Origin of the sequence: Legionella rowbothamii, assembly GCF_900639985.1 — a bacterium.
In the GTDB taxonomy this organism is placed as follows: domain Bacteria; phylum Pseudomonadota; class Gammaproteobacteria; order Legionellales; family Legionellaceae; genus Legionella; species Legionella rowbothamii.
Window position 1 is genome coordinate 157,917 of sequence record NZ_CAAAIM010000003.1, and the last position, 16,158, is coordinate 174,074.

A 16,158-nucleotide genomic window follows, 5' to 3' on the forward strand; every position below is an offset into this window, starting at 1 on the left:
TTTATAAAACGTTGCCGTTATTGCGAACGAAGTGAAGCAACCCAGGATCGAGCCTTTAACCTAGTATCGTTCTGGTTTGCCTCGTCAAGATTTTCAATGAGCTGCATCCCAGTTCTTTCCCGTGCCAATCGAAACAAGCAAGGGAACTGAGAGTTGCGCGGCATGCTCCATCAGGTGACGAATCTTTTGCGTACAGGCTTCAACGTGCGGCTTTGCCACTTCAAACACTAATTCGTCATGTACCTGCATAATCATTCTGGCAGGCGGGTTTACTTGACTGTTTTGCCAGTCGGCAATGGATATCATGGCTTTTTTAATAATATCCGCAGCAGTGCCTTGCATTGGCGCATTAATCGCAGTACGTTCAGCTGCCTTCTGGCGCATCAGATTACGTGTATTAATTTCAGGTAAATATAGTCGTCGTCCGAATAGAGTTTCCACATAGCCATTTTGATGAGCCTGTTGCCGGGTACGATTCATATACTCTAATACTTTGGGATAACGATGAAAATAAGTATCAATATAACGTTGCGCATCTTGACGCTCTACGCCAATTTGCTTGGCCAGTCCAAAAGCGGACATGCCATAAATCAAGCCAAAGTTAACCGCTTTGGCTCGACGACGATATTCTGAACTTACCTCCTCGCGGGGTATTTGAAAAATTTCTGCAGCAGTTGCCGTATGAATATCCCAGCCATTAGCAAAGGCGGTAAGCAAGCTATCATCTTCGGATAAATGCGCCATGATACGTAACTCAATTTGTGAGTAATCTGCTGCCAAAATGAGATGTTCAGGAGGCGCAATAAATGCCGTACGGATTAAGCGGCCCTCTTCATTACGTATGGGAATATTCTGCAAATTGGGTTCACTTGAAGAAAGACGCCCAGTTGCCGCCACTGCTTGATTATATGAGGTATGTACTCGGCCTGTTCCGGTGCTGATCTTTTTAGGTAAGGCATCAATATAGGTAGATACCAATTTGCTTAAACCACGATATTCCAAAATAACTGCAGCCAAACGATAGTCAAAAGCTAACTCTTGCAACACTGATTCTGCGGTTGAGGGTTGGCCTGTTGGTGTTTTCGTAATTATTGGGAGCTTTTGTTCATCAAACAAGATTTCTTGTAATTGTTTGGGTGAATTCAAATTAAAAGGTCTTCCCGCCAGCCGCAACGCTTCTGCTTCAAGCTCTTGAATGCGTTCTTTGAGGCGTGTGCCGTGGCGTTCTAAAGTCTCTGCATCAATCAATACACCTTGTAATTCCATATCCGCAAGCACCGTTACTAGCGGCATTTCAATGGTATTGAATACTTTTTGCAATGATGCTTCCATCATCGGGAATAACTTATGGTGTAACTGAAGTGTGACCTCTGCATCTTCTGCCGCATAAATACCAGCCTTATCAACCGGGATTTGGTCAAAACGTAATTGCTTTGCCCCTTTACCAGCAATTTCTTCATAGGTAATGGTTTTATGTCCTAGGTATTTTAAGGATAAGGAATCCATATCATGACGACCGGCACTGCTATTTAACACATAAGATTCAAGCATGGTATCGTAGGCAATGCCTTGTAGGTGAATACCGTGGTTTTTTAATACAGAGTAATCATACTTAATATTTTGCCCGATTTTCTTAATTTGGGGATTTTCCAAAATAGGTTTTAATAGGGTCAATATCTCTTCTCGGTTTAATTGTGGACTGCCATCGGTATGCGTAAATGGGATGTATGCGGCTTTTTGTGGCTCAATTGCTAGCGAGACACCAACAATTTCTGCTTTCATAATATCGATATCCGTTGTTTCGGTATCGATGCAAAATTCTTGGCATTGTTCCAGTTGCTGCATCCAGGGAGCGAGCTGCTCCTTGGTGGTTACAAGCTCATGAGTTGCATTGATGCTACTTGTTTCTGTTGCTTGCTCAGAATGGCTTTTTTGGGGCTCCAAAAGTTCTTTTAGCCAGTTTTTAAACTCAAGATCACGAACGAGGGCAACGAGCGATTCTTTAGCTACCGGTTGCGGTTTTAACTCATGTATGTTTAGGGGTAATTCTAAATCGGTTTTAATGGTTACCAATTTTTTTGATAAGGGCAGTTGAGGAATACTGGCGCGTAAATACTCACCAATTTTTCCAGTAACTTGCTCCGCATTTTCTACTAAATTTTCGAGAGTTTGATATTCAGTTAGCCATTTCACCGCTGTTTTGGGGCCACATTTAGTAACGCCAGGAATATTATCTGACGTATCGCCAACCAGAGTAAGGTAATCGATGATTTGTTCTGGTCCCACGCCAAACTTTTCTTTCACCCCGACAATGTCCATGGTGGAATTGCTCATGGTATTAATCAGGCTAATATGCTCGTTAACCAATTGAGCCATGTCTTTATCCCCGGTGGAAATTACTACCGGAATTCCTTGCTTCGTGGCTTGTTGTGCCAGTGTGCCAATTACATCATCTGCTTCCACCCCTTCAACAATCAACAGGGGTAAGCCCATTGCTTCTAATAATTGAATTAAGGGCTGAAATTGTGAGCTTAATTCATGAGGCATAGGAGGGCGATTGGCTTTATATTCCGGATACCATTCATCGCGGAATGTTTTTCCTTTTGCATCAAACACTACCGCCAATTCTTCTGGCTGATAATCTTTAATTAGTTTTTTAATCATGTTTGCAACCCCATAGACTGCCCCTGTGGGCTGTCCTTTGGAGTTAGTTAAAGGGGGAAGCGCATGAAATGCGCGGAAAAAATAGGATGATCCATCGATGAGAATTAATCGTGCCTTCATTATTTACTCTACCTCGAGCTTGGATAATTGTGCGCTTAGAATGGCAACTTGCTCCGAAAGAGTTTTTATATTTTTACGTATTAACGGAATGCGATTAACTGCCAGTTCATGTTTTATGGCAATATCTTTGGGGCGTGCAGGGTTACCAAAATAGACCACTCCTGCTTTGAGCTCCTTCTTAGGAGCCACCCCGGAGCGAGCTCCTAAAACAACGCCATCGCCAATGGTCACGTGATCACTGACGCCTACGTTCGCGGCAAATATCACATGATTGCCCGTGGTACAACTACCGGCAATGCCGGTAAAACCACAAAGAATATTATGTTTACCTAATTTTACTGAGTGAGCAACTTGTACTAGATTATCAATCTTTGTTCCTTCACCAATAACGGTAGCACCCATGGTTGCGCGATCTATAGCGGTATTAGCACCAATTTCCACATCATCATGAATAACCACTTTACCCATATGAGGTACTTTTAAGTGCTTACCATCAACAAAGGTATAGCCAAAGCCATCAGAACCAATAACGGTGGATGCATGAATAATAACTCGTGAGCCGATTTGACAGTGATCGTACACCGTCACATGCGGATGAATGGTTGTATTCGCACCAATCGTAACGCCATGGCCAATATGTATGTGGCTTTTGAGTACGCATTGATCTCCAATAATACTACCGGCTTCAATGTTTACATAAGGACCTACATAGACATTCGCTCCCAATTGTACATCCTCCCCAATAACTGCTGTAGGATGAATTCCTGACTGAATTTTGGGGGCAGGATGAAAATGATGGAGAAGAGAAATAAATGCTTTAAGTGGATGTGCTACTTGAATTACTGGTTTTTCAGAGCTTTCCATACCTTGAGCCACTAAAATTGCAGCAGCGGAAGATGCTTCTACGATTTTCAGGTTATCTGTACTGTCAGCAAAAGCCAGTGTCCCGGGGGCAATATCATCAATAGGGGATAATGCGGAAATCCGTAGTGAATCATCGCCGATTACGGTCCCTTGTACTAAACATGCTATCTCATGAAGCGAAGCATTCATTTTATTGGCCTCTAAAATTTGCAAAATTGGCTGATTATATACTCCTTATGGTGTCTTTTCGAGTCTGTGCTGAAAAAGCCTAATACGCCTCAAAACAGCGTCAACTTATAGCAGTACTTCTTGAGTTCTTAATGCTCTCTTAATAATTTATTTGTATAATTTATTTCTTTTTTGTATTTATAGTGACCGCTGTGAACAGGAAAAAAGTATTTCGTCTATCGAGGATCTTGTTAAACATGTTGCATCAGTTAGAGCAGGCTGAAGAGACGAGTCCGCAATCTAACGTGTATGACGTTCTTGAAGGTTTTAACCAGTTTAAAGCAGCTATTGAAGAGTCTGTGAGGGTGCCATGCAAGGTTCGGCAATTGTTGCTGCAGCAAACAGAATTTATTATTGGTAATGCAGAGAACTTGACCCAGCGGCCTGTGCTGACGAATATTAGGGAAAATATAGAGCTAACTTTAACACTTTTGGATATCAAAGCGCCGGAGACGATTTTTCTATTAACAGCCCCTTTTGATGAAGATGCGCGTACCGGCGATGGCCAATATGCACAAACTTTAGTTCAAGGATTTTCTCAATATTCCTCAACGCCCTGTATTTGGTTAAAACAAAAGGATGGGCATTATTCTATTCCATCCCCCTCAGGACTTCAGCCTATACCTGCAAACTCCATCCCTACGGTCTTTGTACTTCAACCTGTGGCCAATGAGCGTACGGTATTGAGTGGTTATTACTGTGAGACTAAAGATTCGCTAAATGAGGCAATTAGTTGTATTAATCGCAAAATTACTCTACGAACCCCGCAGGTTATACTCGGTCCTGATAACAAGTTACTGTGTATTGGTTTTATGAGCGGTACTGAAAAAATAATTTTTGAGCGTAAGGCCGTGGCTGAACGCCTCGAGTTAGTGTCTGCGCAGTTGACAGAACTTAAGACGAACTATGTTGGAAAAACAGTACAGGAAGTAAAAGACATTATTGAGCAGCTTAGTCAATATAAAAACGAGATTTACCATCTTTTATTTTCAACTAAAAAAAATAGCACGGAGCTTCATACAAATGCACCTCTGCTTGGGGAATCAATAAACGAAAATAGCACCCCTGCTTCACCTTCAAGCACGTCCAAACAACTCACGGATAAAGAAAAAGCAGTTGAATTATTTGGACAGATGGCTCAGCACTCGCAAAAAAGTGGAATAGTGGTTACAACAACTAAAGAAGATTTTGAGCACAGTGCGAAGCCATTGGTGTATTTATCCGCTATTATCAAGGCTTGGACCCTGGAAGTGAAGAAAGCAGAGAAATTTGCAAATCAGCTTCATGAGATGCATGAGGCTAGGCTGTTACTAATTAATTTGCTAGAGGCTTTTGACGCACCGCGTTATCATAATAGCCGCCTCGTTACTGCTTTAGAGCAATTATCGGGAACTTGTGAATCATTTTATGATTTTAGCCAGAAGAGTGTTGGCCAACGCCCAATAACAAAGCCTGATGCCGTTCAAGAGTTTTATAAAGTCTTGGAAATTGCTAAAGCTGATGAAGATAGAAAAAATATTATTAGGCAATTAGTAAAAACCATGATAAGGGTCGGGGAAGGCAGAAAATTAGCTGTTGATATTCACATTAGAACACCGGATACCGGTGCATTTATTATGCCTGATGATATCACTTTATTTCAGCAAGCTGGGATTAAAGTCAACATTACGGTACATGAATACAAGCAAAATTATACCCGACGCTTTTTACAAAAAATGATCCATGATTTATTGCATCAAGCCGACTCCGTACTATTTTTTAACGAAAAAGATAAAAATAATGCTGTGGGCGCCGCCCGGAATGGGGATTTGGACAAAGAACATAAAAATAATCATTATTGGCCCATCACTATTTATAAACTAGAAGATAAGGTAGGACTCACGGTGGCATCGCAAGTGCTGAGTGGTACTTCATTATTGGCACCAGCACAGGTGATTCAAAAAGAACCTAATATTCTTAGTTTTGGTACGATTAGACCTGGAAAGGGGTTTGAAGAAGCTTTGGAGATTGCCATTGAGCTCAAAAAAAGGGCAGATAGCGGCTTACATAATTTTAAGGGGATTGTTATTATTAGCGGTGATCCTCAAGATACGAAATTAATGGAGAAACTTTTTGCTGAGCGTTATGGTTGGGAGAATTTAAAAAAATATCAGGCTGAACCTCAAGAGCCTTTTATTGATTATGAGGCTATGGATAGCAAGCAAAAGCAAACTTATTGGAAAAAAGCAAAAGCGGAGCTCGAATTACGGGTAGAGAAAATGCATAATCCTTACCTTGAGATTCATCCTTGGTGTGAGCTTCATGAGCTTGAGCTATTGAAGAAGAGAAGTAAATATGTTTGCCGCATGGATGATATGGGCATGCGCAATAATGGTTCTGCGATTATCAGTGTTTTAGATGTGGGCGTTATATATACTAAATGGGGGAGCGTTACAGGTTATGAGTATTACCCCCACCCTGTTAAAAATCATGAAAAAGGTATCTATGGTGATGCTGTCGATTTAGGTAACAACAAGTATGGTCTTCACCAGAATGCCAAAGTCTGGAATAAGAAAAAGAAAACTCATTCAAGTTATAAGCGTGAAACCATGGCTCGCCATCCTATAGATGATATTTTAGACTCTATTGTAAAAAGAGAAGAAAACCAACAGCTCTATGCGCATGATTTGACTGAGTCTATAAACTATAAGACGGTTGTTGCCGCGCAAAAGTTGTTAAAAGAACAATTTACTTTGCAAAATGGGGTTTTAAATCTTCAGCAGGCCTTTGTTTTAGAAGAGCAGAAAAAGCCCGCTGTGATGCTCATTAAGGAGGAGGTGGCTTCAACACCCAATCGTTATCGTGGCATTCTTGAGCAGAGTGTGCAAGCAAATCGCCATTTATTCTTTAATGAGCAACAAGTATGGGGCTTAGCACAGCGCGCTTTAGCTCAAGAATCTGTTGTAGAGGATACCGATGAAACAGTGGGGAATATCCCAGTTCCTGAAACACAATTGAACATTGCTTAGGATTAGTGTATGACTGATGTTGCAAGTTATGTGAGTAAATTAGATGTATTATTACGCAATGTAAATAGTGGTGGTAACGTATCAGATGAGGAAAAACTACTTAAGTACCTTAATAGTTTTACCTTAATTGATTTAGTTAATTTACTTGCTCATAATGAGTTTTTACGCGAAGAGCTAAAACACGCACGTTATGAACTTTACTGGGAGAAGGAGCTGTCAAATTTGCCAGTAGAAGCAAGAATCCCCAGTTTTTCATTTAAAAAGCAAAAATATGTCTCTTCATTAGATTTTCTTATGGGATATCTCCTCGCTAATCAATTAATTGGACAGGATACGCTACCCTCGTATGCGACATTTTTTGAACTGGCGAAAAAATATCATTCTTTGTATGCACTTCATTTAGGAACGCAGATACTGATTCACTCACTTTACCAGAATCAAAATATTGCTCCTGCTGAAGATTTAGCTCAGTATGAAGAGTTGATACGTGATGAGGTAAGGTATCATGGTACACCGGGCTATTTATTAGCCTCTAGCTTTTCATTTCATTGCATGTGCTTGAAAATAAATAGTGCCCTAGCAATACACGATATGAGCGAGCGGCAAGAGATTTTATACTTAAAGGAAGGGCACCTTTATAAGGCTTATTTCTATGCAATTATGGCTCGACTTTTGGATTCGAAGTCAGAAAATGAATTACATAACGCTTATTTTGGCGGCTCATTTTCCGATCATTATCCCTTAGGTGCGGATTCAATTGAAGAAATAGAAAAGTGGTTTCAAAAACGCTATCCGATGAATTTCACACCCAAAGCACAGCAAGAGTTGAATTGCTTTGCTGTAGAGGCGAGTCACAAAATTCAAAATTATTTAGATCAGGGGCTAGTTGTTGGCGCGTCTGTTAGTGCTCATTCACCACGGAGTTCCGAGCTAAATCAATATGGCGAAACTCCTATCTTAATAGCTGCCAGACTGGGCAACTTTGAGGAATTGGTAGCCTTAGTTGAAAAACATGGTGTGGAACAATTGAAAGATAGTGATCATCAAGGCAATACAGCATGGCATTTTGCTGTTTTAACGCAACATCTCTCTTTACAAGCTTATCTAAGACAAAAGGCTCCCGAGCTATTATCTATTGCAAATAAATATGGCTATACGGCATCTAGTAGCTCTTCCCTAACACAATATCAATTTTTTAAATCTGGAGCTCCGCATGTTGAGTTCTTAACTTATTCGCCAGAGTCGAACGGGTCTAAAGTACAACAATCTATAGGAATCTAATTGAATTGCGTTTTTCGTCAAAAAACCTGGCCTACTATTAGCATGGCCAGGCTTGATTTTTAATTTTCCTTTCATTTAATAAAAATTCATAAAATGAATTAGCATTATATTTATCCATCGTCTAAACTGTTTAATTATTGCGCACTTTGTTTTGAAGCTACAGTCTTGTGGATTTCTTTAAATAAATCCACATAAATTATGATTGTGAAACTATTTGTCATCGTACAGAGCGATTTTTTAGATAAGGATGTCGTCGTAAATCCTTGAATGTATGACAATTTAGCTAAGCTAGTGGAGCTAAATTATGAGTAAGTCCTATCTAATAAAACCCCCAATAACTATTTTTAAAGAATATGATATTCGTCATCCAATTGGCGAGGATTTGAACGAAAATACGTATTATACCTTAGGTGTTGCCATTGGTAGTGAATTACAGGAATTATATGGGTTACATACGCTGCTGCTATGCCGCGACAGTAGGCCTAGTAGCAATATGTTTGCGGATGCCTTGATCAAAGGCTTACTATTTACGGGTACAAATATCATTGATATTGGTTGTTTACCTACTCCCGTATTGTATTTTGCGATGCATGACTTGCAATGCCAGTCAGGATTAATGATAACCGCGAGCCATAACCCTGTGGCTTCTAATGGATTGAAAATCATTTTAGGTAAACAAAATTACCATGGTGAACGATTACGTTTATTGCATCAACGCATGATGGAGCAACGATATTTGTTTGATGATACGGGGCGAGGACGAGTAGTGGAATATCCTGAAGAACAAGTAATTAATAAGTACATTCGTTTGGTTAAAGGAAGTTTAAGAGCGATTAAGCCATTAAAAGTCGTTATTGGGGGGGGCAATGGTGTTGCATGTCGTTTAGCCCCTCAATTATTAACAGCCTTGGGTTGTGAGGTTATTCCCCATTACGCGCAGGAGCAATCAGCATCATCCGCAGAGGAAAACTTAAGTGGTCTACGCCTGGCGGTTCAAACACAACGAGCTAATTTGGGGCTTGCTTTTGATGGGGATGGTGATCGTCTAAGCGTTGTAGATAAAAACGGTTGTGTTATTGCCGCGGATTATTTGCTTTTGGCATTTGCTGATGCACTACTAAAAACAATTGCAAAACCAGCAGTTGTTTTTGATGTGAAATGTACCCGTCATTTGCAGGATTATTTAAGTGCCCATAATGGTCGTGCCATTATGGCAAAAACAGGTATGGCACACATTATGGCCACAATGAGTGAGCATCGGGCCGCTATTGGCGGTGAATATTGTGGGCATTTTTATTTTAGCGATCGGTGGTTACCCCATGATGATGGACTTTATGCTGCGGCACGAGTATTAGAAATGTTGAGCGAGCAAACCAAAGATAGTCATCGATTTTTTGAACAATTTCCCAAGTCATTAAGTACTGATGAATTAAAAATTGGTATTACTGAGGGATTAAAAGCCCAGTTTATGCAACAAGTGGTACAACAAGCTCCGGAGTACTTATCAGGAGAATTAGTGCATATTGATGGGTTAAGAGCAAATTTAACCAATGCTTGGGGGCTTATTCGCCCATCCAATACAGGGCCTTATTTAACCGTGCGTTTTGAGGCCAAAACTTATGAGGCGATGCAAGATATTAAATGGATGTTTGGTAAATTAATTAATGCAATCAACCCCTTATTAGCGTTGCCATTTTAGTGTAACTGTTTACTCCGTATCATAGTAAAGCCATATTTTGTGGAATCCGGACTTGAGCTAACGCTCCAACATGCTCATTGAGGATGTTGCCGCTGTAGTTTCCTGCAGTTGCGTCACATAATATTTATTTGTCCAGCGTGGATGCAAGGCATTGACGGGGATATCCTCTACTGTTTTATCAAGTGTTAACGTATAATTTTTCAGGACAAATGCAATTAGGGTTTTAAATACCACATTAACAAACTGTCCGCCGGCAGGGCAGGAGCGAGGGCCATAGGAAAAGGGGAAAAAATGCGGGCCGCTAAAATGAGGTACCTTATCGGTAAAACGTTCAGGATTGAATTCATGAGGGTTAGCCCAATAATCTGTGTCAAAATGTTCTCGCCTTATGGCGCTAAATAGATAACTGCCTTTAGGAACCGGGACATCACGTTCTATGTTATCGTTGCCGACTACCTTTTCTAATAGGGCCTTGCCTCCGGTTCTACGAGCAATGACCGAGGTTGGCGAGACAAAACGTAAAGCCTCAGCATATACTGCATCTAAATACGGTAATTTATCGAGTGCTTTAAAATCGCCAAGCCCCGGCAGCGCATTTATTTCGTTAACTAAGCGCTCTTTTATCTGTGGGTTTTCACTTATTTTTGCTAAAGCAATGGTACATAAAGCAGATAAATTACTTTCTACGATTAGTGCGGCACCCCCATGCGTTTCTTGCAGGATTTGTCTTTGTTGCATTGGAGACAAGTTTAAAAAAATTTTCTCCTCTAGAGTTTGAGGGATGACTTGGTCATAGATGTACAATTTTTTTTGAATAATGCGATGAGCCGAGGTGGTGATAAGTTTGGTTGATAGAGAGAGTAAATCCGCACTTGCTTGTTCAAAATCGGCTTTACCCGGTTGACTATGTACTATTTTTTCGCTCATGGACTTTAGAATAGGTATGTCTGCAAGGCCGACAGGACTGAGACCAAAGACCGTGCTGCCAATAATATTGGTGCAAACTAAGCTAATTTGGGTTTCTATATCCACATCAACTTGCCAGTTGGCACATTGCTGTTTAATCAATTTTAGGGTCTCGGTATGGATGCGATGGGTGACGCCTAAGTGTGATTTTATTTTTGTGCGCTCATGAATGGCTTCATTGCTGGACAAGTTGACAATGGTTTTTTTCTTGATAGCTGCTTCCATGACTTGAAATGGTTCCCGTGCTTGGGAGTCTATGGGATTTTCTCCATAACTGGCTATTACCGGAACCGGAGCCATAACTAAGGTGGCTAATTGATAGTTGGGAGCAAGATAAGGACCAACCACTAGCATGCCTACTCGCTCAGGGGTATTTTTCATCCGCTGATAACATTCATCTAAGATCCAATCCCGGTTAAAGCCATGCCACATTAATTCTGGCAAGTCACCGAAAATATAAGAGCGGCCAAAATTGACGACTTGCACTGATGCTTCGCCTAACAATTTTAACGTCCCCTGATAAATTTGGGTTATTGGGGTAGTGATAAAAGAAAGATAACCCATGAGAAAGTATCCTTTTTAAATGAGTAGACGTTTAAATTTTTACAAGATTATTTAGTTAATGTCTATCTTATTATTGGTGTTTTAGCGGGTACGCTTCAAAAAGAAAACGAGTTGAAAGGGCATTTGGGCAGGCCCTGCGCAATATGAACTCAATGCTACACAGTAAAACCTGGAGCTTGTGCATACACCCGTGTTAATTCTCTTTAATATGCTTTCACCGGGGAAACAAAGCCCTGGGGTTTCATTGCCCATAACGAGCAATCAAGCTGTTGTAAAATATTTTCTGCGGTATTTCCAATGATGAATCCAGAAATTCCAGTTCGTGCTACTGTACCCATCACTAATACATCGATCTCTTTTTCAGTTACCCAAGTTGGAATGACCTCTATGGGATCTCCTTTTAAATGATAAATCGTCGGACTTTCTTGCAGCTTGGCCTGCTTAATCAATTGATGTAAGGCCAAATAATTGCTATTACCTTCTTGTTGCACCATTTCCTCAATAGCGTCCGCAGGCATATCAATCCAAGCACTGTTACGTAAAAATCCCTCTAAGGCGAATTCCCAGCAGGACAGAATGCTCGCTTTTCCGGGATAAAATTTGGCCAAATGCTGAGCTAATTTTAACAGATTACAGGCTAAATCCCGCTCCGAGGTTTCTGCATTCTCTGGGGAAATGGCTACCGCGATTTGGACTGCCTTCCGATTTTTTAATGGACGGTGCAAAAATAAAGTGCAGGGGCATTTACGTAATAGCGCCATATCTAAGGCTTTAAATCCTTTAGCGCTCTCATCTTCAGCGGCTTTAATAACTAAATCATGAGAGTGGCGTAAAACGTGTTGAATAATTGCAATACTGGGGTTTTTTTCCCAAACAATATCTACGGGGATGGATTTTTTATGAGCTGCAAGGTTTGCTTGGGCTTCGGCAATCGCTTTTTGAGCCTTTTCTTTTAAAAAGGCCTCATATGAGTCTTTATACTGTTCAAAAGCAGAGGAAAAGGGAGGGCAAACAACAAGAATTCCTAAGCAGGCTTGATTATACTCCGCTAATCGGATTGCTTCAGCTAAGGCTTCAGTTTCATTTTTAATACCATTACTCACAAAAAGAATACTACGAAATCGTTTCACAAGATGCTCCTTCCAGGGATAATAAGCCTAGGACCTGTTATTTATTATAGTATAAATAATATATTCGCTATTTATTCTATACTCTTACGTAAGGACTTCTTTTTGAGGATACTTCTGTGTTTAAAAGGATATTAGTTACTACAGATTTCTCGACACATTCTCTCTATGCAATTCAACGTGCGGTTCAATTTGCACGTTCTTTTCAGGCCGAACTCCATTGTGTACACGTAATCAATCAAGGCTGGATGGATGGAGGTGAGGCGGTAGAGCAGGATTGGGTTCACAAAGCAGAGGAGGCTCATGAGCAAGAGTTAAAACCTCTCGTCTCTCCATTTCCAATGCAATTTACTGTACTTGATGGGCGTGTTCCCGATGAAATCCTGAAGTTTATTCAGGATAACGCCATTGATATGGTATTTATGGGCGCACATGGAACTTATTATTTAAATGATTTTATTTTAGGCACGAATTCGGCGGCGGTGCTTAAGCAAGCCTCCATTCCTGTGAATGTGGTACGCCAACCCCCAGAGGAGGCTTATACACGCATTCTAGTGGGTACTGACTTTTCTGACTCCAGTAAAAAAGCAATTGAATTCGCCTATAAAGCATATCCACAGGCTGAGTTTTTAGTATTGCATGTTGCTGATGTTTGGTATGCGAAGATGGTTAAGCAGCATATGCATGATTCGTTGCAAGAGAAATTAAATAAATTCTTGGCAAGTTGTGCGGTGGATCCTAGTCGTTTTTCAGTAAAATTTATTGGCGGCTATCCAGGTAATAGCATCCCGCAGTTTGCAACAGATTGGGGGGCCCACTTAGTAGTATTAGGCACGCGTGGCCACTCGGCCTTGTATTATGTGTTGATGGGGCGGGTGAGTGAGCGTTTAGTGCGTGTTAATCCGACTGACATGCTGATTGTACCCTGATACGAGGTGTAGCCTGGTTGCTTACACCCAGACTACACCTCGTTCATTTTTAACCCAAATACTTACCTAACACCAATGCCGCATTTGCGCCGCCGAAGGCAAAATGATTCGATAAGGCAATATCGACCCTCTTCGAGCGTGCATTATTTGCTACATAATCTAAATCACAAGCAGGATCAGGATTATCTAGATTAATTGTTGGTAATAACAGATTATTTTGCAAACTAAGGGTGGTGGCTATAATTTCCATGGCGCCGGCCGCACCAATCGCATGCCCTGTCATCGATTTTTGTGCGGTTATAGGAATTTCATAGGCCCGCTGGCCAAAAACGGCTTTAATCGTTTCTGTTTCTGTACTGTCATTGAGTTGGGTGCCTGTACCATGGGCATTGATATAATGTATGTCATTTGCTGATAAGCGGGCATCATCCAAGGCTGAAAAAATGGCACGTTGTTGCCCTTGGGAATGGGGGGCAGTAACATGAAACGCATCGCAGCTTGCTCCAAAGCCGATAATTTCTGCATAAATTGTAGCTCCGCGAGCTTTCGCTTGCTGCAATTCTTCAAGAATTAAAATCCCGGCTCCATCAGCAATAACCATTCCATCTCGATTAAGATCAAATGGGCTGCACGCTTTAGCAGGGGTTTCGTTTTTAGTGGACATCACCCTTAATTTACACCAAGCGGCAAGTATTGATTCCCAAATAAACGATTCCGTCCCTCCACAAATAGCAGTAGATAATCTCCCATCAGTTATTTGTTGATAGGCTGCTCCTATCGCTTCAGCAGAAGAAATACATGCATTGGAAATGGTGGAGTTAGCACCGCCAATACCAAATTCGATCGCAATATAATTTGCTATTGAATTAGGCATGGTACGTAAGACGGAAAGAGCGGGCATTTTTTTCCAACCCTCAAGGTAAATCGCTTTATACACCTCTTCGGCTTCAGACTGGCCTCCCATGCTAGTGCCGATGTAGGTACCGGCACTAAATAATTCATTAGCACTTAAGCCTGCTTGAGCAATTGCATGATGGGCGCAATATAAAGCATATTGAGCCGAACGAGGATAGCGTTTACTTTTGTTAAATTGAGGGAGCTCATCTAGGGTAAAATCGGTGATTTCTCCACCAATTTGCGTGGGATAGGGAGATGGGTCGAAGCTTTTAATGCGTTTGATTCCACATTGCCCCTGGCTTGCCGCACTCCAAAAGGTGCTCAGCCCTGTTCCTATGGAAGATGTTATTTCCATTCCGGTTATGACTACCCTCTTTTTCATCCCTAATCCTTTTATAATGAAGCATTTTTTCAGGCTAATACTAAAGGGGGGGGGAAAACTCTGTCAAGATCTTCATTTCTTAATATTACCTTAATGCTTTTAGTGTAGCATTCTGCTTTATAAAACATAGAATAATACGATCTGTTAGGAATATAGTTATGTCAGCAACTGGTACATTAACTGAATTTTATGGCTCTTTTTTTACCACGTGTGGTCATATAGCAAGAGGCCCTTATACATTAATTACAGAAGCGTTTATTGGTTCTGAGCCTGAACCGGAAGATTATATTTTGGGGTTGGCTGCATGCATTATATTCTCCACCATATTACCTATTTTACCGCAAATGTTAATGGTTTCTTTTGGTGTTGCATGCTGTTTAGCCATAGGTGCATTACTTAGTATGCCGATTACTTATACGGCTGCGGCATATATTGATGCACAAGAGGACAATGTTCCTTCTCTGTACCAATTTTAATTTCTGGGGCTAACTTGCGGCACTTATTGGACTGGAAATTTGTTTTTGTAATTGCTCTACTTCGATCATCCAATAATCACAAGCATTTTGCGTTAAAAATCCCAAGCGTGTATATAAATTGAGGGCTTTTTGATTATGGGTTTCGACATCAAGATTCAAATCGGGTTTACCTTCACTTAATGCATAGTTGATGCAGTGAGTAATCAGTGCAGTTCCTAATCCATGGCCTTGTTTTTCTGGGAACACGGCAATATCTGAAAGTGTTGCTCCATGTTCTTGCCACCGTAAATGGGCTTTACCAATGAGCTGATTATGCTCAAAAGCCAAAATAATCTGATAGTTACGTTCACTTAATATATGCTGAAAACGCGGTTCAAGTTCGGCATGCGTTTTATAAAAACAGGCCTCATCTAATAAGCACAGTTGTGGAATATCATCGATTGTGGCCGCACGAAAGGTGAGTTGCTTTTTATGATCCAATAAGGGACTCAAATTGTGTCGTTCCATGTAGTATTCACTATGGCGGTATAAAAAGCCTTGTGTAGGTAGCCAGCGCTCGTTCATATGGGCTGGACATGAAAAAATCACCTTCGGATAGTTATGTTCTTGTACTATGGGTAAAATATGACGCAGTAATTGTTTTGCAACGCCTTTGCGTCGTGATTCAGGGTGCACCAACAATGCGATTTCTACCGCATCTTCATAGAAAAAATAGACACTGACAAATCCAAGTAATTGTTCATTTTCATAGTATAGGGCAATCGTGGGTAAGGTTCTGCGTTGTACCAATAAATGCATGTATACATTAGGAACGCTGCCGTCGACAGCTTTGCTGATGCTTTTTAGCTGTTCCAAATCATGGAGCTGTTTTTCATTCAATTGATTGGTTGTGCTAATCATGGCTATTTAATTTATTTGGTTTTTTTAAAGAATAGCATATTGTTCAGATTTTG

General features: G+C 40.8%; 11 protein-coding genes. 5 read left to right on the forward strand and 6 right to left on the reverse strand.

From position 1 onward, the window contains the following. Window positions 1-93 precede the first annotated feature (93 nt). Entirely contained in the window at window positions 94-2,784 is a 2,691-nt protein-coding gene (polA, locus tag E1P08_RS07450; RefSeq protein ID WP_133136403.1) for a DNA polymerase I, read from the reverse strand. A 3-nt stretch (window positions 2,785-2,787) separates the two neighbouring features. Beyond that, a complete protein-coding gene (gene lpxD, locus E1P08_RS07455) occupies window positions 2,788-3,837 on the reverse strand; it encodes a UDP-3-O-(3-hydroxymyristoyl)glucosamine N-acyltransferase (RefSeq protein ID WP_133136404.1) in 1,050 nt (349 codons plus the stop codon). 236 nt (window positions 3,838-4,073) lie between these two features. On the opposite strand from lpxD, the gene E1P08_RS07460 reads away from it, so the two are divergent. The 3 genes from E1P08_RS07460 to E1P08_RS07470 all read left to right on the forward strand — a co-directional run bounded on the left by E1P08_RS07460 (window position 4,074) and on the right by E1P08_RS07470 (window position 9,864). Further along, entirely contained in the window at window positions 4,074-6,884 is a 2,811-nt protein-coding gene (locus tag E1P08_RS07460; protein ID WP_133136405.1) for a hypothetical protein, read from the forward strand. 9 nt (window positions 6,885-6,893) lie between these two features. Next, on the forward strand, window positions 6,894-8,165 hold the full coding sequence (locus tag E1P08_RS07465; protein WP_133136406.1) for a DUF5630 domain-containing protein: 1,272 nt from the start codon (window positions 6,894-6,896) through the stop codon (window positions 8,163-8,165). Window positions 8,166-8,469: 304 nt separating this feature from the next. Further along, entirely contained in the window at window positions 8,470-9,864 is a 1,395-nt protein-coding gene (locus E1P08_RS07470; protein WP_133136407.1) for a phosphomannomutase/phosphoglucomutase, read from the forward strand. A 57-nt stretch (window positions 9,865-9,921) separates the two neighbouring features. Here E1P08_RS07470 and E1P08_RS07475 read toward each other — a convergent pair whose 3' ends face one another. Together E1P08_RS07475 and E1P08_RS07480 are read right to left on the reverse strand one after the other, a co-directional pair. Beyond that, window positions 9,922-11,394, reverse strand: a complete 1,473-nt coding sequence (locus E1P08_RS07475) for a cytochrome P450 (RefSeq protein WP_133136408.1) — start codon at window positions 11,392-11,394, stop codon at window positions 9,922-9,924. Window positions 11,395-11,597: 203 nt separating this feature from the next. Further along, window positions 11,598-12,524: a universal stress protein gene (locus E1P08_RS07480; RefSeq protein ID WP_133136409.1), complete on the reverse strand. Its 927-nt coding sequence runs from the start codon at window positions 12,522-12,524 to the stop codon at window positions 11,598-11,600. A 116-nt stretch (window positions 12,525-12,640) separates the two neighbouring features. Here E1P08_RS07480 and E1P08_RS07485 point away from each other — a divergent pair, with 116 nt between their 5' ends. Next, window positions 12,641-13,450 (forward strand): universal stress protein, encoded by an 810-nt coding sequence (locus E1P08_RS07485; RefSeq protein ID WP_133136410.1) that lies wholly within the window; start codon window positions 12,641-12,643, stop codon window positions 13,448-13,450. Between the two features lie 49 nt (window positions 13,451-13,499). On the opposite strand, the gene E1P08_RS07490 is transcribed toward E1P08_RS07485, so the two are convergent. Next, window positions 13,500-14,729, reverse strand: a complete 1,230-nt coding sequence (locus E1P08_RS07490; RefSeq protein WP_133136411.1) for a beta-ketoacyl-[acyl-carrier-protein] synthase family protein — start codon at window positions 14,727-14,729, stop codon at window positions 13,500-13,502. A 158-nt stretch (window positions 14,730-14,887) separates the two neighbouring features. Between E1P08_RS07490 and E1P08_RS07495 the strand changes: the two genes are divergently transcribed. Next, window positions 14,888-15,205, forward strand: coding sequence for a hypothetical protein (locus E1P08_RS07495; RefSeq protein WP_133136412.1), 318 nt, complete (start codon window positions 14,888-14,890; stop codon window positions 15,203-15,205). Between the two features lie 9 nt (window positions 15,206-15,214). On the opposite strand, the gene E1P08_RS07500 is transcribed toward E1P08_RS07495, so the two are convergent. Beyond that, the gene (locus tag E1P08_RS07500; protein ID WP_133136413.1) at window positions 15,215-16,105 is read right to left on the reverse strand and encodes a GNAT family N-acetyltransferase; all 891 of its coding nucleotides are present in this window, start codon (window positions 16,103-16,105) and stop codon (window positions 15,215-15,217) included. Between the last annotated feature and the right edge of the window lie 53 nt (window positions 16,106-16,158).